Here is a 21,944-nt window from a genome sequence, read left to right as displayed (position 1 = left end):
TTCTGCCTGGATCTTCGCCTTGAGCTCTTCACCCTCTGCACGAAGCTGTGCAGCTTCGGCAATACGCGAAGAACGCATACGGTTATATACCGCTTGCGAGGTTTCCTGCGGCAGGTCAGTACGACCGATACGAACGTCAATCAGTTCGACACCAAACTCTTCTGCCGGTTTGATCAGGGTCGCCTGGATTTTCTCCATGATCTGCGCACGGTTGTCCGAAAGAAGGGTCACAAGCGGGGCCTGTGCCAGTTCACCACGGATGACCGAGTTCAGACGCTGACCAAACAGCTGCACAAAGTTGGCAGAGTTGGTTGCACGCTGACGGAAGATCAACGGATCGATGATTTTCCAACGCGCAAAGCTGTCGACATTGACACGCTTCTGGTCAGACAGCAGAACCTGCTGAACTGGCGGATCAAGTTCGAGAATACGACGCTCGTAATATTCAACATTCTGGATCGGCAGCTTGAAATGCAGACCCGGTTCGGAAACCGCATGGACCGGATTACCGAACTGAAGAACGAGTGCCTGCTGGTCCTGACGAACGGTAAACACGCTCATCGAACCAACGACAGCAGCAATAACCAGGACGACGCCAGCGGCAATAAGTTTAGGACTTGCCATTAGTTGTTGCCTCCTGCATTCGCACGTTTCTGGACTTCCGGAAGCGGAAGATACGGGACAACACCGTTACCTTCACCGTTCTGTTCCATGATGATCTTGTCAGACTTGCTCAAGATCTCCTGCATGGTTTCCAGATAGAGACGACGGGTCGTCACATCCTGGGCCGTCAGGAAGGAATTGTAGATGGAGTTAAAGCGTTCTGCCTCACCCTCTGCTTCCTTGGTGACACGATCCTTGTATGCGCGGGCCTGCAGGACCTGACGTTCTGCTTCACCCTTTGCACGCGGGATGATGTCGTTACGGTAGGCCAGTGCTTCGTTCTGGGAACGATCACGGTCCTGACGCGCACGCTGCACATCGTTAAAGGCATCGATAACGTCGCGCGGCGGGTCCACTTTCTGCATTTTCACTTCGGCAATGAAAATACCGGACTCATAACCGTCCATGATTTCCTGAAGCAGGGTACGGGTCTGTTCTTCAACCCGGACACGGCCAACAGTCAGTGCTTCTTCAAGGTCGGTTTTACCGATGACCTCACGGATCGCACTTTCGGATGCCAGCTTGATGGTGTTTTCAGGATCACGCACGTTAAACAGGTAGGAACCTGCATCGCTGATACGCCACTGAACAACAAAATCAATATCGATGATGTTTTGGTCACCGGTCAGCATCAGGCTTTCTTCGGGCACATCACGCGATCCGTTGGACGTCACGGTGCCAGCACCGCGATAGCCAACCTCGATCTGGTTGGTCCGTTCAACGTTCGGCTTGATGACCTCGCCAATCGGGGCCGGAAGGAAGTAGTTCAGACCCGGGCCCGTTGTGCCAACCCATTTGCCAAACAGAAGCGTTACACCCTGTTCGCCCGGCTGGACACGGTAGAAACCGGTCAAAAGCCACAACCCGATCACAGCGATACCGATCAGGACAAAGCCCTTATATCCGCCGCCGCCGGGGAACAGCCGTTTCAGGCGTTCCTGGCCCTTACGAATCATTTCATCAAAATCGGGGGGCGTGCTTCCGCCGCCGCCGCCACCCGAAGGACGCTGTCCCCACGGGTTCTGGCCGCCACCGTTATTTCCGCCGCCGCCCCAGGGGCCGCCGCCCCCTTGATTATTCCAAGGCATCGAGTTTCTTCCTCTTCTTGCCGTTCGGTGTTTATCTTTGCTTACCGAGCACAGATTCTGGACTTATCAATATGTTTGCAATGGTTGCTCGGATTTGTTCGGATACGCGGAGCAAGGCAACAGGAAGATAAGAATCTTTCAATGCCTTGCGACAATGTAGTCCGTGCAAATCCGTTCAATTCGTAGGACAACCGCCAGACCTGCGAACTTCTGCGTCAAATCCCTTGACCGGGGCGCTAGCCCGCTCTAAGGCCTTTTCCTCGTATTTCGCAAGTCTTGCGGTTGCCATTACAATCATATTGATAAGCCCAGAACCTATGGCCTTATATGACAGCTTGCCTTGCAAAACAATGATACGCGCCTGCAAGTTCTGTGTGACCACGGACTTAAGCCAAAATTTGGAGACCGCAATATGACTTCGCTCAACCGTGAACAGATTACTGCCGCACTCGATGCCGTAATCGACCCGGTCGACGGCCAATCAATCACAGCCAAGGGTATGGTGCAAGGTATTGATATTCATGATGAAGTCGTCAATGTCATGATCGCAGTAGACCCGGATCGCGGTCCTGCACTGGAAGATTTACGGCAAAACGCCGAAAAGGCAGTGGCTGCTGTGAACGGGGTCACAACGGCCCGCGTGGCGCTTACGGCCGAACGCCCGAAAGAAGCTGCCAAGCAAGCTGCACCGCAATCACAGCCAAGCCGCCCGTCACAGCCGTCACAACCGGGCCAGCGTCCGCAAGGCGCGGGGCAGATGCCGCTTGAACTGCCGACCGTGCGCAGCATTGTTACCGTCGCATCGGGCAAAGGCGGGGTGGGCAAATCCACAACCTCGGTTAACCTTGCACTTTCGCTGGTGGCTCAGGGCCTGAAGGTTGGCCTGCTTGATGCCGATATCTATGGGCCGAGTCTGCCGCGCATGATGGGCCTTCGCGATGCAAAGCCGACCCCGTCCAAAGAACATCAGGGCAAAATGATCCCGCCGTCGGCCTTTGGTATGCGCATCATGTCTATCGGCTTCATGGTGGATGAAGAACAGCCGGTTATCTGGCGCGGTCCGATGGCGATGGGGGCACTTGAACAGCTTCTGCGCGATACGGACTGGGGCGATCTTGATGTGCTGGTGGTTGATATGCCACCGGGCACCGGGGACATTCAGCTTTCCATGGCACAGCGTGTGCCGGTCACGGGGGCTGTGATCGTTTCCACCCCGCAGGATATTGCGCTTTTGGACGCGCGCAAGGGGCTTAACATGTTCCGCAAGGTCAATGTGCCGGTCTTTGGCCTGATCGAAAACATGTCCTATTACAAATGCCCGGAATGCGGCCATATTGACCATGTCTTTGATCATGGTGGGGCGCACAAGGCAGCCGATGAGCTTGGCGTGCCGTTCCTCGGTGAAATTCCGCTGGATCTTAAAATCCGTTTGGGCGCCGATGAAGGCAAACCGATTGTCGATAGCGAACCCGATGGCGATCACGCCAAGGCCTATGGCGCGATTGCCGAAAAGATCGCAGCCGCGGTCGAAGAACAGGTGGGGCCGGTTAAGGCCCCCAAGAAAAAAAGCCTGTTTCCAAAGATCAATTTTAAATAGTCATACAAAAAAGGCCGCATTCGTTGCGGCCTTTTTTATTGGTCGCACTTAACGACAATCATGCGGTTGCAAAACGCCTGGCATCACCCAGCAAGCGGTACTCAAACACAGCAAGTCCACAGACCGCGATGGCCTGCGCAATTACGAATGCGTATCCAAGCATGGTAGGTGCGATGGATGGCAGGACGAGAATGCCGATGTTGGCAACCGCCCAGACAAAATTGCCAACGATAATCAGCCAGACCAAACCGGCGTTCGGCAGCTTTTGACGCCCGGTGATGATCATCAGGGCCGCACAGGGAAACAGGATCAGCCCGGCATAAAACAGAAGGGCAACGGGCAATCCAAGCCACCCGGCAAGGAACTCTGAACCGGTGGTGAGCAAAAGGCCAAAGCCAAGGCAGGTCAAAGCATCGACAATCAGTACAGTCTTCAGAAAATTCACAGTCGAGGGTGCAGACATTGTCCAATCCTTTCGGGTTGTGGTGATGTCGCAAGCTTGCCGTGAACAGGGAATGAATACGATTACCTCGGAGGTAATGTTTAATCCTTTTCTTTGGTGATAGGCTGTCTTTGCGGTCACAGAGGAAAGTGCATCAATGTCCCACGATTCGTTTGGAATGACGCTGAAAAACTGGCGGAAGCAACGCAGGCTCAGCCAGCTTGATCTTGCGGCCAATGCAGACATATCGACCCGCCATCTCAGTTTCCTTGAAACCGGTCGGTCCCGACCAAGCCGCGACATGATCCTGCATCTCGCCGAATGTCTTGATGTCCCGCTGCGCGAACGCAACGGTTTGCTGGTTTCAGCCGGGTTTGCCCCGATCTATGCCCAGCATGATTTTGAGGGCGAGGGGGCTCTGGGCATTCGCAAGGCAGTTGATCAGATATTGTCGGCCCATGAACCTTTTCCGGCGCTGGCGATGGATCGACACTGGAACATGGTGGCAGCAAACCGGATTGTGCCACTGTTGCTGGTCGGGATTGATCCGGATCTTTTGCAACCCCCGATCAATCTATTGCGACTAAGTCTGCACCCGAACGGATTGGCTGCACGGGTGGCAAATTTTGTGCAGTGGCGGGATCATTTGCAGGATCGTTTGCGGCGTCAGATTGACGTCACCGCAGACCCGGAATTGATTGGGCTGTATGACGAAGCAAAGCACTATCGCTTACCCGACCATCATGAACAGGTGATGGACGCAGTGGGCGTTGACGGGACTGACAAGGACGCGATCAATGGTCTGATCGTGCCGCTGATTCTGAAAACAGATGTGGGTGTTTTGCGATTTATCACGACGACGACGGTATTTGGCACACCGGTCGAGGTGACCCTGTCCGAACTTGCCATCGAGACCTTGTTGCCCGCTGATGAGGATACAAGCCGTGCCCTCAAGCAACTGGCATCGCTACCTCAGGCCGGATGAGAAATCAGTGAAAAGCCGATCCGATTGCATCGTCCACGGCATTGGCAATGAGGGTTTCGATTGTGCCATCCTCAACGAGTTCCGCGATGGCCTTGTTGATCAGGGCCAGTGTCGAGATGTCGGTTGACCGTCTGTTAAAGGCGATGAAGGTCTGGTTTTCATGCAGGGCGGTTTTGGCGCGAAAAACCTGGCTCTGAAGCTTGAGTTTCCTGATCCAGATATCTCCTGCTTCGCGAACAGCGATCACCGCATCAACGCGATTATTCACCAGCATTGCGAAGTTCTGGTCGTCGCCGGCGGCTTCGGACGTTTCAAACATGCCGGAATTGCGCGCTTGATCAAAGGCGTTGCCATAACTCCACCCGCGAATGACGCCAACATTCATGCCTGACAGGTCTTCAAGTCTGGAGTCACTGTCGAACTTGTTTGCCGAACGATAGATCATCAAGCTTTCGCGATGGATCGGGTCGCTAAAAGCAAATTTCTTTTGCCGTTCGAGGTTTTTATATATTCCCGCGACAGCGCCATCACCGTTTTCCAGATGAAGGAGTGCACGGCGCCAGGGGACCGGAACGATATTGATCGGTATTCCGGCGCGGGTAGCAATCGCACGCACGATTTCGGGGTAGATGCCAGCGGCATGACTGTTCGCGCTGTACATGAAAGGTGGATTGGCTTCATCCACATAGACGGTCAAGGCATGCACCCGGTTGACCGGCAAAATGATCAGCACGCCCATTAGGACGGACAATGCAAAGGTCCAGAAAAATGTCCTGCAATGTACGGGCATCCTAACCCCCATCAACACTGGTGCAGTGTGTTATATGGGGCGATCGGCCAGCTCCGACAACGGCGCGTACGCAGGTTTGAAGCCCAAGCACAAAACCCCGCCCGGTTGCCCGGACGGGGTTTTGATTTTGAGGTACGCGACGGTGACTAAACGGCTTCTGCCATGAAGGACGGCATCCAGCCTTCATTGAGGCTGCGCAGCTCAGACAGGGTTACTTTGGCATCGCCATCAATGCTCAGCGCATCACCACCGGCCTGACCGATAATGGCGGCGGCAACATTCGCGCTGCTTGCCGCATTGAGAACCTTGTCCGGATCGCGGGTGGCGATCACGTAGCGGCCCTGGTCTTCACCAAACAGCCACGCGATTTCGCTACCGCTTTCGGGCAGGAAGACGTCCGCACCGATATTGCCTGCAAGGCACATCTCGGCAACGGTGACCAGCAGGCCGCCATCGGCAATGTCATGGCAGGTCCGAACCAGACCGAGTTCGATCAGTTCATGGATGACCGTACCGGCACGCTTTTCTGCACCCAGATCAACCGGCGGCGGTGCGCCTTCTTCGCGACCTTCGATGGTCTTGAGATACAGCGACTGGCCCAGTTCACCGGTGGCCGCACCGATCATGATCAGTGCGCTGTCATCGCGCTTGAGGCCAATCGTTGCATGGTGGCCCAGATCGGAAATCAGGCCAACACCGCCAATAGCGGGGGTCGGCATGATGCCAACACCGTTGGTTTCGTTGTAAAGCGACACGTTCCCCGACACGACCGGGAATTCCAGCGCGATGCAGGCTTCGCCAATGCCCTGACAGGCGCCGACGAACTGACCCATGATGCGCGGGCGTTCCGGGTTGCCGAAGTTCATGTTGTCCGTGATGGCAAGCGGCTTGGCGCCGGTTGCAACCAGGTTGCGGTACGCTTCGGCAACGGCCTGCTTTCCGCCCTCGACCGGGTCGGCCATGACATAACGCGGGGTACAGTCGGTCGTGGCCGCAAGGCCCTTGTTCGTGCCTTCGACACGGACCACACCGGCATCGCCACCCGGACGGATTACCGTGTTGCCACGTACCAGATGATCATACTGTTCCCAGATCCAGCGACGCGATGCCAGATCCGGCGATGCAATCAGGGTTTTAAGCGCGTCGACGTGGCTCATCTTGCCCGAAAGGCTTGCCGGATCGATGCGATCCTGTTTCGGGGTCGGTTCCCACGGACGATCATATTCAGGCGATGCTTCGGCCAGCGGATCAATCGGCAGGTCTCCGGCAACTTCGCCGTGCCATTTCAGAACCATGCGCTTGGTATCGGTCAGTGTCCCGATGACGGCAAAGTCGAGTTCCCATTTGTCAAAGATCGCCTTGGCGGCGTCTTCGCAACCGGGTTTCAGGACCATCAGCATGCGTTCCTGCGACTCTGACAGCATCAGCTCGTAGGGCGTCATGCCTTCTTCGCGCATGGGAACTTTATCAAGCCAAAGTTCAACACCAACGCCGCCCTTGGACGCCATTTCAAACGAGGAAGAGGTCAGACCAGCAGCCCCCATATCCTGAATGGCGACGATCATGTCGGTTGCCATCAGTTCAAGGCAGGCTTCCAGCAGAAGCTTCTCGGTGAACGGGTCACCGACCTGAACGGTAGGACGCTTTTCTTCGCTGTCATCATCAAACTCGGCCGATGCCATGGTAGCGCCATGGATGCCGTCACGGCCGGTTTTCGACCCGACATAAACAACCGGGTTCCCGATACCAGCCGCGGCTGAGTAGAAGATGTTATCGGTATCGGCCAGACCCACAGTCATCGCATTGACCAGGATGTTGCCATTGTACGATGCATGGAAGTTGGTTTCACCGCCAATGGTCGGAACGCCCATGCAGTTGCCATAACCACCGATACCTTCGACAACACCGCTCAGCAGGTGGCGGGTTTTCGGATGATCGGGCTCGCCAAAGCGAAGTGCATTAAGGTTCGCGACCGGACGTGCACCCATGGTGAAGACATCACGCATGATGCCGCCAACACCGGTTGCAGCCCCCTGATAGGGTTCGATAAAGGACGGGTGGTTGTGGCTTTCCATCTTGAAGACGGCTGCCTGACCATCGCCGATGTCAATCACACCGGCATTTTCGCCCGGCCCCTGAATGACCCAGTCGGCCTTGGTCGGAAGCGTTTTAAGCCATTTTTTCGACGACTTGTAGGAGCAGTGCTCAGACCACATGACCGAGAAAATGCCAAGCTCGTTGATGTTGGGTTCGCGGCCCATGATTTCGAGAACGAGTTTGTATTCTTCTTCGTTCAGGCCGTGTTCCTTGACCAGTTCCGGCGTGATCGGGGTGCTGTTGAAATCGTTGGAGCTCACGATGCTGCCTCCACCATGCTTTTGAACAGATTGCGGCCATCGGTGCCACCATGCATCGGATCGATTGCGTTCTCGGGGTGGGGCATCATGCCAAGGACGTTGCCTGCCTCGTTGATGATGCCGGCAATGTTGCGCTGTGAACCATTCAGGTTGGTCGCCGGATCAACTTTGCCGTCAACATCGCAATAGCGCAGAACAACGCGACCTTCGCCTTCAAGGCGGTCAAGCGTTTCGCTGTCGGCAAAGTAGTTGCCGTCATGATGGGCCACTGGATAATCGACCACGTCGCCTGCGCCATACAGGTTGGTGAAGCGCGTATCGGTGTTTTCGATTTTCAGATGCGTGTTCTTGCAAATGAATTTCAGGCTGGCATTGCGCATAAGTGCACCGGGCAGCAGGCCTGCCTCTGTCAGGATCTGGAAGCCATTGCATACGCCAAGAATGGTCACACCCTGTTTGGCGCGTTCTGCGACTGCACGCATGATAGGCGATTTTGCCGCCATGGCACCACACCGCAGATAGTCACCATAGGAAAAGCCACCCGGGACCATGATGATGTCAGTCTTGGGCAGTTCGGTGTCGCCATGCCAGACGACGGCTGGTTCGGTGCCGGTGGCCTGCTTGAGGGCCGCGATGGCGTCATTCTCCCGGTTGATGCCGGGGAAGAGGATGACAGCGGATTTCATGAAATACCGTCTCTCGATTAGTGTCCGTTACTTAATCCCGATAGACAAAGGCCACGCCGTCGCGCGGTCCCGCCCAGGTGATCAGGCCAGCTCGATGCTGTAATCTTCGATCACGGTATTGGCGAGAAGCTTCTCGCACATTTCCTTGACCTCGGCTTCGGCCTTGGCGGCATCGGTGCCATCCAGTTCGAGTTCGATGAATTTGCCCTGACGGACGTCATTGACGCCATCAAAACCCAGGCCCTGAAGGGCGTGGTGAACGGCTTTGCCCTGCGGGTCGAGAACGCCGTTCTTCAGGGTGACATGAACACGTGCTTTCACGAGAAGCTCCTTTAAGTTCGCATGCGCGGGTCTCGCGCGAGGTTCTGTTTGCAAACAAAACGCTGTTCGACACACATGGCCGACCAGCCATAAGAAAAGGCCGCGCGAGCGCGGCCTTGGGATTATTTTTTTTCGTCTTTGTTCAGCTGCTCTATTTCGGCGGACTCAGGGAGGACACCGAGACGGCGTGCGACTTCCTGATAGGCCTCTTCAACACCACCGAGATCGCGACGGAAGCGGTCTTTGTCCATCTTCTCGTTGGTGATCGCATCCCAAAGGCGGCAGTTGTCCGGGCTGAATTCATCGGCCAGAACCAGCTGCGGGAAGTCACCTTCCCAAACGCGGCCGAATTCAAGTTTGAAATCAACCAGTTTCAGGCCAATGCCACGCATCAGACCACACAGGTAGTCGTTGACGCGAAGGGTCATGCCAACGATTTCCTCAAGCTCTTCAGCGCTTGCCCAGCCCAGAGCGAGGATATGTTCGTCAGAAACCAGCGGGTCGCCAAGATCGTCGTCCTTGTAATAGAACTCGACAATCGGGCGCGGAAGGCGTTCGCCTTCTTCAAGGCCAAGGCGTTTGGCCATCGAACCGGCAACGATGTTGCGGACCACGACTTCGATCGGAACAATTTCGCATTTCTTGCAAAGCTGCTCGCGCATGTTCAGACGGCGAATGAAGTGAGTCGGAATGCCGATTTCTGCCAGACGGGTCATGACGAATTCGGTGATCATGTTGTTCAGGACACCCTTGCCGGCAATGGTGCCGCGCTTCTGGGCGTTGAACGCCGTGGCGTCGTCCTTGAAATACTGAATGATCGTTCCGGGTTCCGTACCTTCGTAAAGAACCTTGGCTTTACCCTCGTAGATGGGCTGCTTTCTGGACATTGGCGGGATCTTTCACATCTAGGCCCACCGTCCGACGCAGCGGGCACCCTGAAATTCGCGCCCTCCGTATAGCAGTGCTTGGCGAGAAACTCAATTCCCGCTTAAGCTCTATTTATGCAAACTTGATAATCGAAATTTGCAACCGTCGCGCCATGGCCTGCGACCGACTTTGACTTTGTGTCTAACCCATTGCGTTCGCGTCAGGTTTGCGACCATTCCACCTTACACATTGACGGGATGGAAAGGTGTTTTATCGGGTTGGCCTTCTGAAAACAGCCACACCGGGCGACGTGGCAATTCGTGTTCGCTTGTGGGAATCGCCGGAAGCCCGATCAGGGATGAACAAACGGTCTCAAATCCGATATTGCTGCGTACCAGCATGGCGTCAGCACGAATGTCGTGGTGTTCGGGATCCGGGGCCTCGGTCCCGGTATCTGCCAGCAGCGCCTGCCAGGCAAACCAGTCATCGGCCTCGGGATTGGGGGCCGGGGCACTGATAAAGCGCGGCAGGTTGCGTTTGGTGCGTGCGCTGTTTTCGGTGTCGTTCAAATCATGGGCGGTCAGAATCGACATGCCTTCGGGGATTTCTGTGATCTCGATCTTGCCAGTGCCGCGGTTGGCAAGCCAGTAGGCGTCACGGTTATCCGCAATGACCATGTTGAACGGGCGATAGGCATCGCCGTTCAGTTCAGCAAGGGCTTGGGCGGCATCTATGGCATCGGCGTGATCAAGCGCCTCAAGCGGGAGTTCCCCACGGGAACGTTTGCCGTCTTCCGGCCCAAGGGTGCCATAGCGGTTCAGCACGGCAGCAACCACGCCATCCTCATTCACACCAAGCCACGTGCCCCCGGCTGTTTCATCCAGCCCGGCAATTACGTCGGGCCGGTCGTCCCAGTGGCGCGCAGGCGCTTTCCAGGGGCGGTTATTCATTTCATCTCGATTGGCACCAATGATCACCGGCCAGTCATGGTCGGGGCGGCGCAAAATTATGACTGTACACATGAGCCAGATCAAAGCGTGCTAAAGCGCATTTTGTCAAATTCAAAAGTGCTGAGCAAAGGGGTGAAATCCGTGTCCTTTGTCGTCATATAAAATATGATAACTGACAGTGGTTTGCACGGTTTGATACCCATGGCATTGTAACCAAGTATCAGGAGGGATCGAAATGAGCGGATTTAATGATCGTGAACGCGGGTTCGAAGCGAAATACAGCTTTGATCTTGAACAGGATTTCCGGGTAGAGACCCATCTTTACAAAATGCTGGTCCAGTGGGCAGGCGAACAAATGGGCATGACGCCGGACGAATGTCAGGACTACACGCGCAAGATCATTGGCGAGGTTGTTGCAAACCCGCGCGAAAATGGTGTTGTGGCGTTGTTGCTGGCCGACTTCGGGCGCAAGAATATTGATGTCACGGTCTCGATATTGAACGCAAAGCTCGAGGAACTACGTCCGGTTGCGCGCGCAGAAGTTTTGGCGTGATTTGACCTTCGGGCATGTGCTTGGAAAACTTCTCGTTTGCTAATACGTTCCGGCTTTCGTATCCTAGGCGACCCAGACCGAAAATCGAGTAGGCGCAACCTTTTGGTGTGGTATCCTTCGCAGGTAGGGGAAGGAGCCGGTTAGGTAAAGAAAGGCGACAGCATTGCGTATCCTTTTGGCGGACGATCACGATCTTGTTCGTGAGGCAATCTCGCTACTGTTCCAACAGTATTTCGAAGGCTGTGAAGTAGCCGAAGCAGGGGCACTTGACCCCGCACTCGAGCACATAGAGGCGAACAATACGTTCGATCTGGTGCTGCTCGATCTGCGCATGCCGGGCATGAACGGCCTTGAAGGTTTGAAACGCACTTTGGAAAAAGTGGCCGATTCGACCTTTGTGGTTCTGTTGTCTGGTGCCTATCGCAGCGAAGATGTTCGCAAGGCGATCGAGGCTGGCGCACATGGTTTTATTCCCAAAACCCTGCGCGGGCAAGCCTTGGCCAATGCCGTGCAACTGGTTCTGGCGGGTGACAAGTATCTGCCGTCCTCGATCCTGACGGATATGGGCGATGGCATGTCTGGTTCTGGCACAGGTGAAGGCGAAAACAGGCTGACAGGCGGCTTTGGCAACGAAGGCGACTTTGCGCGTCTTACACCGCGTGAACGTGAAGTTCTTGCCCTGCTGTCAGAAGGTCGTCCGAACAAGGATATCGCGCGCCACCTTGACCTGCGCGAGATCACGGTGAAGTATCATCTGAAAAATATCTATCGCAAGCTGAACGTTTCCAACCGTGCGCAGGCCGTGAAAATGGCGCTGGAAGACATGGCACGGTCCGGAACGTTGTAAATCTTCGCGCAAATATCCTGAATATAAGAAAACGGCCTGTGTAAAATGACACAGGCCGTTTTTCATGGATCGGTGACGATGGGCGCGATTACAGATCGCGGTTCATCGTATAGGTGCCCATATAACTTGCCTTGTCGAGCACATGGCCCTCGATTTCGGCAAGGGCATCCGGGCCGGTAAAGGGTTCTGGCAGGTTGATCTTGTCGGTATCAAGCGCATAGACCGTGAAATGATAGTGGTGAATGATCGAGTCATTCCATGGCGGGCAGGGACCGTCATAGTCGCCATAATCACCGCCCATATCGGTATCGCCAGCAAACCAGTCGGTATAGTTGTTCAGCCCTGCCGTGCCATATGGCTTGGCCCCGGGCATCTTGCCTTTGGGCGTTACACCGTTGGATGCCACACCTTCTTCAAGCTTTGTGATGCTGGCCGGGATATTGACCAGAACCCAGTGAAAGAAATCCACACGCGGCAGGCTTGCCGGGACTTCCTTGCCTTCGATATTGACGTCTTCGCCCGATGACGGGACATCCGGGTCATGGCAGATCAGGGCAAAGGATTTTGTGCCTTCGGGGATGTCGGACCAGCTCAGTTCAGGGCTTATATTGTCCGATGTTTCAAACCGGCCTTCGGCCGGAATTTTGCCAAAGGCGAACTTGGTGGGGATCGGCGCGCCGTCTTCCCATCCCTTGATGTTGAGTTTCATTGCGATGCCTTTCCTGTAGTTGCCATTTCTTGATGTGGTTGCCGTGTTCGATATAGATCAGCATCCAAAGCGCGCAATGTCAAAGGGCGGTGTTCCGGGGGTATGAAATGAAAAAGCCCCGGCCAGATGACCGGGGCTTTGACGGCAGATTGCAGTATTCTGCTTAGTCGGCAAAAACACGGGCAAAGATCGTGTCGACATGCTTGGTGTGATAACCAAGGTCAAACAGCGCTTCGAGCGTGTCCATCGGAATGCGCGCGGTAACATCTTCATCGGTTTTGAGAAGCGACAGAAGATCACCTTCGCGGTTCCAGACCTTCATCGCGTTGCGCTGAACGATGCGATACGAATCTTCGCGCGAAACGCCATACTGGGTCAGGGTCAGCAGAACACGCTGCGAGAAGACCAGACCACCCATCTGATTAAGGATCTCGTCCATGCGTTCCGGATAGATGACGAGGTTCTCGACAACGTTGGTCAGACGCATCAGCGCGAAATCAAGCGTCACGGTCGCATCCGGGCCGATATTACGTTCGACCGAGCTGTGCGAAATGTCGCGCTCGTGCCAGAGGGCAACGTTTTCCATCGCCGGGATCGCCATCGAACGTACCAGACGGGCAAGGCCGGTCAGGTTTTCGGTCAAAACCGGGTTGCGCTTGTGCGGCATCGCCGAGGAACCTTTCTGGCCCTTGGAGAAGAATTCTTCCGCTTCGCGTACTTCGGTGCGCTGCAGGTGGCGAATTTCGGTTGCCAGATGCTCAATCGAAGATGCAATCACGCCAAGGGCCGCGAAATAGGCCGCATGACGGTCGCGCGGGATGACCTGGGTCGAAACCGGTTCCGGCTTCAGGCCAAGTTTCTCGGCGACATGTTCTTCAACACTCGGATCAATGTTGGCGAATGTGCCAACCGCGCCGGAAATCGCGCAGGTCGCGATTTCATCGCGGGCCGCAACAAGGCGATCACGGTTACGTTTGAATTCCGCATAGAAGGTTGCAAGCTTAAGGCCAAAGGTCACCGGCTCTGCGTGGATGCCGTGCGAACGGCCCATGCAGGGGACATCTTTGGTTTCATAGGCACGCTTTTTAAGGGCGGCCAGAAGCTTGTCCATGTCTTCAAGCAGGATGTCGGTTGCCTGGGCAAGCTGCACGTTAAAGCAGGTATCAAGTACATCGGAGCTGGTCATGCCCTGATGGACAAAGCGGGCTTCTTCGCCGACCTGTTCGGCCAGTTCGGTCAGAAACGCGATCACATCGTGTTTGACTTCGGCTTCGACGGTGTCAATGCGGTCGATGCGGTCCTGGGTATAGGGTTTGTCGCCTTTTTCCCAGACAAGCTTGGCGGATTCTGCGGGGATAACACCCAGTTCGGCCAGTTTGTCAGCAGCGTGGGCTTCGATTTCGAACCAGATACGGAACTTGTTCGCCGGTTCCCAGATGGATGTCATCTGCGGACGGGAATAACGGGGGATCATGCGGTCGCCTCCGGGCAATATGGTTGGGTGCCGGATAAGGATCTCGATGATCGGAATGCGTAATCAATTGCACGATCACGGCGCCGGCACGCTTTCACGGGGTCGGATAGTCCATTCCGCGCAAATTGGCAACCCTGCAGACGGGTATGGCAGGATTGTGAAAGCGATTTTACCCATCAGAAGCTTGTGCGTTGTTAGAAAAATAGCAACTTATTAGGAATATACCGTGTAAGCAGGCACGATGTATGTGCGAGATGCGGTTAATCCGAACGCGAAGTGGGCAGAATTTGTATGGCGCGTGAACGCGACGAGGCCAAAGAACATCAGAAAGATTTGACCAGGGTCCGCAAAAAAGATGCGAATTATCTGGCGGAACTGGTGGAGCTGGGGATTGCGCTTTCGGCATCGCAAGGCCGTGAAGAGCTTAACCAGAAAATCCTTATGGCCGCGCGCAACTTCACCAATGCGGATGGTGGGTCGCTCTATCTCGTTAATCGCGAAGAAAGCGAACTTCATTTTCGTATCATGGTCAATGATACGCTTGAGACGTTCTTTGTTTCGGGCCGGGAAAGTGAAAAGCCGTTCCCGCCCTTGCAGTTGTATGACAGCCAGGGCCGACCCAACTATGCCAATATCGCGACCTATGTCGCACTGACTGGCAAGGCGATCAATATCGATGATGCCTATAGTGCCGAGGGGTTTGACTTTACCGGTACCCGCGCATTTGATGCCAAAACAGGTTATCGGTCCAAATCCTTCCTGACCGTACCGCTTAAAAATACCAGCGGTGTGGTGATCGGTGTCTTGCAGTTGATCAATGCGCGCGATGATGCGGGCAATGTGATTTCCTTTGATCCGGCAATTGAGCCAATCATCAATGCGCTGGCCAGTCAGGCCGCGGTTGCGATTGAAAACAGCCGGCTGCTGGTTGCGCAGCGCGACCTGATGGAGAGTTTCGTCCGCGTTCTCGGGCACGCGATTGATGCCAAATCCCCGCATACCGCAGGTCACTGTTCGCGCGTGCCGATCATTGCGCGCATGCTGGCCCAAGCGGCCGTGGATGACCGGGATGGCACATTTTCCAATTTCTATCTGACAGATATGGAATGGTACGAGCTTGACCTGTCGGCCTGGCTTCATGATTGCGGCAAGATCGTCACGCCCGATCACGTCATGGAAAAGGCGACCAAGCTTGAGACCATCCACAATCGCATCCACGAGGTTCGCACGCGCTTTGAAGTTCTGCGGCGTGACGCCGAGATCGAGATGCTTAAACGCAAACTGGACGGCGAAGACCCCGATCAGTGTGAAGCCGATTTCGCAAAGCGGGTGTCAGAGCTTGAAACCCAGTTCGCCTTGGTTGCTGATGCCAATATCGGCGATGCGGAACTTGATACGGATGCGATCTTTGCCCTGCACGATATCGGCGAGCAGAAATGGACCCGGTACTTTGACCGGACAATCGGCTTGTCATGGGCAGAACATGAACGACTAAGCGATTCCGAACTTGCCGAACTGCGCGAACCCGGCATGGAAAATCTTTTGATGGATCGGGAGTTCGACATTTATGACGGCTTTAACCGTGGCGAGGTCTATAACCTGTCGATCCCAAGCGGCACCCTGACGTCCGAAGAACGTCAGGTGATCAATGATCATGTCGTCATCACGCAGGACATGCTGGCCCAGCTGCCATATCCCAAGGAACTGCAACGTATTCCCGAAATTGCCGGGAACCACCATGAAAAGATGGACGGGTCGGGCTATCCGCGCGGTCTGACGGGCGAGGATATGGGAATCCTTGAAAAGGTCATGGTGATTGCTGATATTTTCGAAGCCTTGACCGCAGTTGACCGCCCCTATAAACGCCCCAAAACCCTGTCTGAATGTATCTCGATCCTGGCCGACATGCGCGACAAGGGGCAGATCGACAGCGATCTGTTCGAACTTTTCCTGACCAGTGGCATGTATCAGGAATACGGGCGGAAGTATTTGCGCGAAGATCAGTGCGACGATGTGGATGTCCCTCAGTTCGTCCTGTCCCCAAGCACGGCTTAGACGGAATTTACCTGACAGTTTTGTAATGTTTGCCAATCACATCAGATAGGCGTTGAGAAAAGCGCGGTAAGCCGCTACGGGTTATCCCTTAGGTGGTTCTTCCGGATACATGGCATCTCAATGCTTGAAAACAACAATGTCCTGGCATTTGCAATTGCGCTCGTTGGTTTGTTGCAGGCCGGTTTTTTGTTCCTGGTTTTACGAAACGAAGGCAAAAGCGCCTGGCATGTAAATCGCTGGATGATGGTCTTTCTGCTTGCTGTTAGTGCATCTTTCCTGCGCGACATCATTTTACTGTTTGGCGGGACAGCAATCGCATTGATTTTGGAACCGGTCCTGTTTAGTGCCTATTTTGCGCTCGGACCGGCCATGTATCTCTATTTCCGTGAATTGTCAGGGCATTCTGGCAACCATCCTTGGAAGCATTTTTTGGTGCTTCCCTGCGTCTGCCTGATCGCCGGGGCGATGATCGGCCTCGTCTTTTTCCATCATGGCGACGAAATACTGGCTGGCAGCCCCCTTCACATCACATTTGCCAATGATCTGATTGCCAGCGTCATTGCAACCTGCTTGTTGATCGGATTGTTTGGCTTTGCGGTTTGCTATCATGTGGCACTGAGCCGCTGCGTCTATGCCAGTGCCCGTCAACTCAGATTGGCCGGTGATCATCACAGCATGATGCGCAGGCGATGGAGCCTGAATGTTGTTGTATGTCTGCATGCTGTGCTTGTGGCGTTTATCCTCTCACAGGTTGTCCAGCTTGTGGCGAGTGACATGCATTGGTCGAATCTCTTGATCAATGTTGGTTTTGTCCTAACCCTTTTGCGGTTGAGTTTTTTACTGGCAAGCCAGCCTTTCCGAACGGGCAAAAAACAACCCGGAAAAGAAAGCACGACCGCAGAAGATGACAAATCATTCGGCTCCGCAGGATGACTACGCTGATGTCATTTGCGCAAAGCTTGATCGGATCGTTGCTGATCAAAGGACGCTTTTTGACCCGCTTCTAACGATGCCAAAGCTCGCGGCAACAATTGGTGTGACACCCAATCAATTGTCACATGTCCTGAACAATGTGATCGGTCAGTCCTTCTTTGAGTTCGTTAACACCGTGCGCGTGCATGAAGCGGCGCGATTGCTGTGTGAGGAACCAGATCGCAACATTCTCGACATTGCAATGACCGTGGGCTTCAATTCAAAATCGACATTCAATTTGGCTTTCAAGCGCGCGACGGGTATGACACCAAGTCACTATCGTATTCAGGCCATCACCGAACCAGATCGCAAGGATATGGGGGCTTGCTTCAGGTTGACGCCTATCACTCCGATCAGAAATTGAACCTCGGATCCCAATGGACATAGCAGAATGACCACAGAGATCTCCAAACTTGTTCTGATGATCATTGCCATTTTGGGTTTGGCGCAGGCAGGTTTTCTGATGTTGCTGCTTCGCCATGAAGGCAAGCGCGCGTTTCGCGCCAATCGCTGGTTGATGGTTTTTGCTTTTGCATCTTGTCTGAGCTTCATCGAAGATATTACCGATGTTTTCCTGACTCCGAAGTGGATGTTGATAGTTGCGCCGGTTTTCATGGCGATGACCTTTGCCTTCGTGCCGTCCATTTATCTGTACTTCCGCGAAATTGCAGACCGACCGGTATCGAGACCAATTTACCATTTCCTGGTTCTGCTTCCGGTTCTGGCGGCAACGTCCGGAATGGTGTGGATTCTGTTTGATCAGTTCGTGCCAGAAATCATTCATGGCACCGATATCGATATCGATATCGCCCTTGATCAACACATCCTGCTGTCGGTTTTACTGATGAGTGTCTTTGTCGGGCTTTATGTGCAACTTTTTGTCTATATGCCCAAGATATGGAAAGTCGGGCTTGGCTATCTGCGACAGGCGGGTGAACAGCTTGGCGCGGATAGCGCTGCTTTGCGCCGCTGGATACAGGAGATACTGATCGGGATCACTGCCATTTTCGTGATCTTCACAGTTACGTCGGTGATCGACCTGTTTGTTGAGGATGGAACATGGCTGACCACCATTGTTCAGGGTAGTTTTGCGCTTGTATTTTTCCGGATGTGTCATCTTTTGGCATCGAATCCCGCCCTGTTTGTTCAAGCCGACTGGACGTCTGAGGATGACTTTCACGCCGATGTATCTGAGCCTGCCCCTGCGCGGAATGCGAACCCGGGATCTTCAGAACCAGCCGGAAATAATGTGCGGGGGTTTCTTTATCATGAGGATATTGAACGGATAGCCGCACGGCTTGGTCGGGTCGTTAATGAAACTGACATTCTGTTTGATCCGCTGTTGTCGATGCCAAAGCTTGCCGATGCCATCGGGGCCACACCCAATCAGCTTTCACATGTCCTCAATCAGCATCTTGGCAAGAGCTTCTTTGATTTCGTCAATGAAGTCCGGGTTGACGAGGCTTCTCGCCTGCTGATCGAGGAACCAAATCGCACGATCCTCGACATCGCAACCGAGATCGGCTTCAATTCGAAATCTACCTTCAATCAGGCTTTCAAGAAAATCACCGGTCATACACCAAGTAACTATCGTCAGAACAATTTCGCAAAATCAAATAGTTAAGGCGTATGAATGCGCATTCGTACCTTTTTGGCGCGGATTGTAAGTACAAGGCTATAACACCGGACGCCTTCTTTCGTACGCTCGGGCAATGTCGCGACATCAACAACACAATTGGGATGTTTAGACATTATGGTATCGCATTTTTGTTCTCGTCGTTTGGGGGATGCAATGGTGCTGGGCGGACTTGGCATCTGTACGGCAGCCATCATCATCATGCTTGCCAGCAGCGCGCACGCCCAGACTGCAACGCCTGGACAAAGGGAAATCATCCGCGAACAGGTAAATCCGCAGACCAAAGACCCACTTAAACCCTGGCTTGGCGGCAATTGGCAGATCGGTGCTTTCGGCCAGATCAGCAGCAATCCCTATCGCGGGGCCGATAGTACAGATTTAGACGCGCTTCCGGTATTGGCCTATGATGCCGAACGTCTTCGTATCGGTATTGACGGCATTGATGCCAAAGTCTGGATGAATGATTTTGCCAGCGTTTCGGTCATTGGTGGCCTTCGTATGGAGCCATTCGATCCGGGAGACTCAAGCTATCTGAACGGGCTTGAAAAACGCGATATGGCATACGAAGCCGGTATCGGCGGATCGCTACGTGTTTGGCACGGCGAGCTTCAGGCAAGCTATCAGACTGATCTCAACAATGCTCATGGCGGGCATGAGGTGGATGTTGCTTATTACCTGCCAACCGAATACGAGAAGTTCAGCTTCAATGTCGGCGGTGGTGTGACCTGGCAAAGCGAAGACCTGGTTGATTACAACGTCGGCGTGCGTCGCAATGAAGTGCGCAGTGATCGTGGCTTCTACTCCCCCGACGCCACCTTTATCCCGCATCTTGATTTCAGTGTGACCTATCCGGTGACCGAAAGTTTTGCCGTCGTCGGGACCACAGATGTTAAATTCCTGCTCGACGAGTATGCCGACAGTCCGATCATTGATGAGGACTATGTGCTCAGTGCTGGTCTGGTGCTGGTCTACACCTTCTGACCCTGAACCGTCTCCCTGTCATCTTACCTCGAACTTGTCGGCAAGCAATCAGGCTTTGTCGACGAGACGGACCGGCATCCCCCACTATTGCAACCAACTGCCGGTCCGTTACCTTTTTGCGCGATTATGTTCCCGATCGGTGGCGGGTATCGGGATAGCAGTCAGTTTCACCCTGATACCTTCAGTTGCAGCAAATCCCATTTGTTGCCATAGAGGTCCTCAAACACGGCGACCATGCCATAGGGCTCATCTCGGGGAGCTTCAAGAAAATGAACCCCTGCATCAACCATGCGTTTGTGATCGCGCTCAAAGTCATCTGTGTTCAGGAAAAAGCCAACCCGACCGCCGGTTTGATTGCCAATCGCGCTGACTTGGTCGTCATTGCTTGCCTTCGCCAGCAAAACACGTGTTTCACTTGCTCCCTTCGGGGAGACCACCACCCACCGTTTCCCGCAGCCCATGTCGGTATCTTCAATCAACTCAAAGCCGACTTTTTCGGTGTAAAATGCGATGGCTTCGTCATAGTCGCGCACGACAAGGGCGAACAAACCGATATGGGGCATGGCTATCTCGTGGTGGGAAATGGATCAGGGATGGCAGCTATATCAGGCCAAGTGTCTTGAAGGAATTATACCCCGCGCGGCTGATGATGATGTGATCATGAACCGTGATTTCCATCGCCTTGGCCGCGTCGATAATCTTGCGAGTCATGTCGATGTCACCCTTTGACGGGGTGGCATCGCCGCTTGGATGGTTGTGCACCAGAATAAGGGCGGAGGCATGCAGTTCAAGCGCACGCTTGATGACCTCGCGCGGATACACAGGGGTGTGGTCGACCGTGCCGCGTTGATGGCATTCATCGGCAATCAGCCGGTTCTTGCGATCAAGAAACAGAAGATGCAGTTCTTCGTTCCGAAGGTGCCCGATCCGGGCCCGGCAATAATCAATCAGTTGTTCCCAGCTGGCGATCACCGGCAATTCCATCGCCCGTTCACGCGATAGATGCAGGGCACTGGCTTCGGCGATTTTGATGGCGGCAATCCCCGCATCTCCAAGGCCCTTGGCGGTTTTAAGGTCTTCGGGGCGGGCAGCCAGAACATTGGCAAAGCTGCCAAATTGCGCAATCAGGGATTTTGCCAGCGGTTTGACATCCCCACGCGGCATAGCCATGCACAGCATCAGTTCAAGCAACTCGTAATCGGCAAGGGCGGTGGCACCCCCCTTGATAAACCGATCACGCAGCCGTTGGCGATGCCCGTGATAGTGCGGCTTTGTTGCTTTTGTTTTTTCGGACTGGGGCGCGTCAGTACCCGACGCCAAGGGTGTTCCCGCGACGTGCACGGTGCGGGCCTGATCAAAGAAGACCCGCGTGCCATCATCAATTTCCGATGAGGTCTGTTGGGCAGGACTGGAAGCAGCTTTGCGATCTTGTTTTTCGCTCAAATCTGCTTCCCCTTGTTTCGTGCCCGTTACTCGGCGGCCTTGTCGAGGTTGTAGGGCGGCTTTTCCAGACCGGCGGGGGATCGGGTAAATACTTCAAACCCGTCTTCCGTCACGCCGAGCGAATGTTCAAACTGTGCAGACAGTTTGCGGTCTCGCGTTACGGCTGTCCAGCCATCGGGCAAAATTTTACACGCATAGGTTCCCTGGTTGATCATTGGCTCAATCGTAAAGATCATGCCCGGTTCCAGAACCAGCCCTTCGCCCGGCTTGCCGTAATGCAGGACATTCGGCGCATCGTGGAACACCTGACCAAGCCCGTGACCACAGAAATCACGCACCACCGAAAAACGCTCGCTTTCGGCATAGGACTGGATGGCATGGCCAATATCGCCAAGGGTTGCGCCCGGCTTAACGGCATTGATGCCGCGCCAAAGCGACTCATAGGTCACATCAACAAGACGCTGCGCCATCACCTTCGGAGTGCCTGCGATATACATGCGCGACGTATCGCCATACCAGCCATCAAGA

At 54.4% G+C, this 21,944-nt stretch carries 23 protein-coding genes; 9 read left to right on the top strand and 14 right to left on the bottom strand.

Translation table 11 applies throughout. The annotated features are described in order from the left end of the window. A partial coding sequence (gene hflC / locus B2R48_RS02030) for a protease modulator HflC (protein ID WP_296997167.1) occupies nucleotides 1–624 on the bottom strand: 624 nt, incomplete at its 3' end. After that, nucleotides 624–1,751 carry an FtsH protease activity modulator HflK gene (gene hflK / locus B2R48_RS02025; RefSeq protein ID WP_062956134.1) on the bottom strand — a complete coding sequence of 376 codons (1,128 nt, stop codon included), beginning with the start codon at nucleotides 1,749–1,751 and terminating at the stop codon, nucleotides 624–626. The genes hflC and hflK, both read right to left, overlap by 1 nt. A 412-nt stretch (nucleotides 1,752–2,163) precedes the next feature. On the opposite strand from hflK, the gene B2R48_RS02020 reads away from it, so the two are divergent. Further along, complete coding sequence (locus tag B2R48_RS02020; protein WP_296997164.1) at nucleotides 2,164–3,348, top strand: Mrp/NBP35 family ATP-binding protein; 1,185 nt, start codon at nucleotides 2,164–2,166, stop codon at nucleotides 3,346–3,348. Between the two features lie 58 nt (nucleotides 3,349–3,406). Here B2R48_RS02020 and B2R48_RS02015 read toward each other — a convergent pair whose 3' ends face one another. Further along, nucleotides 3,407–3,811 carry a hypothetical protein gene (locus B2R48_RS02015; RefSeq protein ID WP_296997161.1) on the bottom strand — a complete coding sequence of 135 codons (405 nt, stop codon included), beginning with the start codon at nucleotides 3,809–3,811 and terminating at the stop codon, nucleotides 3,407–3,409. A gap of 136 nt (nucleotides 3,812–3,947) precedes the next feature. Between B2R48_RS02015 and B2R48_RS02010 the strand changes: the two genes are divergently transcribed. Then, nucleotides 3,948–4,775 carry a helix-turn-helix domain-containing protein gene (locus B2R48_RS02010; protein ID WP_296997159.1) on the top strand — a complete coding sequence of 276 codons (828 nt, stop codon included), beginning with the start codon at nucleotides 3,948–3,950 and terminating at the stop codon, nucleotides 4,773–4,775. 4 nt (nucleotides 4,776–4,779) lie between these two features. On the opposite strand, the gene B2R48_RS02005 is transcribed toward B2R48_RS02010, so the two are convergent. From B2R48_RS02005 to B2R48_RS01980, 6 genes are all read right to left on the bottom strand, one after another. Beyond that, nucleotides 4,780–5,526: a substrate-binding periplasmic protein gene (locus B2R48_RS02005; RefSeq protein WP_296997156.1), complete on the bottom strand. Its 747-nt coding sequence runs from the start codon at nucleotides 5,524–5,526 to the stop codon at nucleotides 4,780–4,782. Between the two features lie 185 nt (nucleotides 5,527–5,711). Continuing rightward, nucleotides 5,712–7,925, bottom strand: coding sequence for a phosphoribosylformylglycinamidine synthase subunit PurL (gene purL, locus B2R48_RS02000; RefSeq protein WP_369813474.1), 2,214 nt, complete (start codon nucleotides 7,923–7,925; stop codon nucleotides 5,712–5,714). Then, nucleotides 7,919–8,608 (bottom strand): phosphoribosylformylglycinamidine synthase subunit PurQ, encoded by a 690-nt coding sequence (gene purQ / locus B2R48_RS01995; RefSeq protein ID WP_062956127.1) that lies wholly within the window; start codon nucleotides 8,606–8,608, stop codon nucleotides 7,919–7,921. Before purQ ends, purL begins: the two co-directional genes overlap by 7 nt. An 81-nt stretch (nucleotides 8,609–8,689) precedes the next feature. Further along, nucleotides 8,690–8,929 (bottom strand): phosphoribosylformylglycinamidine synthase subunit PurS, encoded by a 240-nt coding sequence (gene purS / locus B2R48_RS01990; protein WP_008891731.1) that lies wholly within the window; start codon nucleotides 8,927–8,929, stop codon nucleotides 8,690–8,692. A gap of 122 nt (nucleotides 8,930–9,051) precedes the next feature. Next, nucleotides 9,052–9,816: a phosphoribosylaminoimidazolesuccinocarboxamide synthase gene (gene purC / locus B2R48_RS01985; protein WP_062956126.1), complete on the bottom strand. Its 765-nt coding sequence runs from the start codon at nucleotides 9,814–9,816 to the stop codon at nucleotides 9,052–9,054. Between the two features lie 222 nt (nucleotides 9,817–10,038). Next, the gene (locus tag B2R48_RS01980) at nucleotides 10,039–10,818 is read right to left on the bottom strand and encodes an NRDE family protein (RefSeq protein WP_213473943.1); all 780 of its coding nucleotides are present in this window, start codon (nucleotides 10,816–10,818) and stop codon (nucleotides 10,039–10,041) included. A 163-nt stretch (nucleotides 10,819–10,981) separates the two neighbouring features. Between B2R48_RS01980 and B2R48_RS01975 the strand changes: the two genes are divergently transcribed. Further along, the gene (locus tag B2R48_RS01975; RefSeq protein WP_062956124.1) at nucleotides 10,982–11,299 is read left to right on the top strand and encodes a DUF1476 domain-containing protein; all 318 of its coding nucleotides are present in this window, start codon (nucleotides 10,982–10,984) and stop codon (nucleotides 11,297–11,299) included. Nucleotides 11,300–11,462: 163 nt separating this feature from the next. Further along, entirely contained in the window at nucleotides 11,463–12,146 is a 684-nt protein-coding gene (locus B2R48_RS01970; protein WP_296997146.1) for a response regulator, read from the top strand. A gap of 88 nt (nucleotides 12,147–12,234) precedes the next feature. Here the strand turns inward: B2R48_RS01970 and B2R48_RS01965 are convergent, their stop codons facing one another. Both B2R48_RS01965 and purB read right to left on the bottom strand, forming a co-directional pair. Beyond that, entirely contained in the window at nucleotides 12,235–12,855 is a 621-nt protein-coding gene (locus B2R48_RS01965; RefSeq protein WP_296997143.1) for a YbhB/YbcL family Raf kinase inhibitor-like protein, read from the bottom strand. A 163-nt stretch (nucleotides 12,856–13,018) separates the two neighbouring features. After that, on the bottom strand, nucleotides 13,019–14,329 hold the full coding sequence (purB, locus tag B2R48_RS01960; protein ID WP_296997140.1) for an adenylosuccinate lyase: 1,311 nt from the start codon (nucleotides 14,327–14,329) through the stop codon (nucleotides 13,019–13,021). Nucleotides 14,330–14,620: 291 nt separating this feature from the next. On the opposite strand from purB, the gene B2R48_RS01955 reads away from it, so the two are divergent. The 5 genes from B2R48_RS01955 (at nucleotide 14,621) to B2R48_RS01935 (ending at nucleotide 19,973) form a co-directional block, all read left to right on the top strand. Next, nucleotides 14,621–16,384 (top strand): HD family phosphohydrolase, encoded by a 1,764-nt coding sequence (locus B2R48_RS01955; protein ID WP_296997137.1) that lies wholly within the window; start codon nucleotides 14,621–14,623, stop codon nucleotides 16,382–16,384. Nucleotides 16,385–16,504: 120 nt separating this feature from the next. After that, entirely contained in the window at nucleotides 16,505–17,317 is an 813-nt protein-coding gene (locus B2R48_RS01950) for a hypothetical protein (RefSeq protein WP_296997134.1), read from the top strand. Beyond that, entirely contained in the window at nucleotides 17,289–17,720 is a 432-nt protein-coding gene (locus B2R48_RS01945; protein WP_296997131.1) for a helix-turn-helix domain-containing protein, read from the top strand. Before B2R48_RS01950 ends, B2R48_RS01945 begins: the two co-directional genes overlap by 29 nt. A 27-nt stretch (nucleotides 17,721–17,747) precedes the next feature. Further along, nucleotides 17,748–18,980 carry an AraC family transcriptional regulator gene (locus B2R48_RS01940; protein WP_296997128.1) on the top strand — a complete coding sequence of 411 codons (1,233 nt, stop codon included), beginning with the start codon at nucleotides 17,748–17,750 and terminating at the stop codon, nucleotides 18,978–18,980. Between the two features lie 129 nt (nucleotides 18,981–19,109). Continuing rightward, nucleotides 19,110–19,973, top strand: coding sequence for a MipA/OmpV family protein (locus tag B2R48_RS01935; RefSeq protein WP_296997125.1), 864 nt, complete (start codon nucleotides 19,110–19,112; stop codon nucleotides 19,971–19,973). 167 nt (nucleotides 19,974–20,140) lie between these two features. Here B2R48_RS01935 and B2R48_RS01930 read toward each other — a convergent pair whose 3' ends face one another. From B2R48_RS01930 to map, 3 genes are all read right to left on the bottom strand, one after another. Beyond that, nucleotides 20,141–20,536 (bottom strand): VOC family protein, encoded by a 396-nt coding sequence (locus B2R48_RS01930; protein WP_296997122.1) that lies wholly within the window; start codon nucleotides 20,534–20,536, stop codon nucleotides 20,141–20,143. Nucleotides 20,537–20,573: 37 nt separating this feature from the next. Continuing rightward, the gene (radC, locus tag B2R48_RS01925; protein ID WP_213473949.1) at nucleotides 20,574–21,416 is read right to left on the bottom strand and encodes a RadC family protein; all 843 of its coding nucleotides are present in this window, start codon (nucleotides 21,414–21,416) and stop codon (nucleotides 20,574–20,576) included. Nucleotides 21,417–21,442: 26 nt separating this feature from the next. After that, nucleotides 21,443–21,944: type I methionyl aminopeptidase (gene map / locus B2R48_RS01920; protein WP_296997118.1), on the bottom strand; the 502-nt coding region annotated here is incomplete at its 5' end.

This window comes from Thalassospira sp. UBA848 (assembly GCF_002295455.1).
In the GTDB taxonomy this organism is placed as follows: Bacteria; Pseudomonadota; Alphaproteobacteria; order Rhodospirillales; family Thalassospiraceae; genus Thalassospira.
This window is presented reverse-complemented; position numbering and strand designations above follow the sequence as displayed.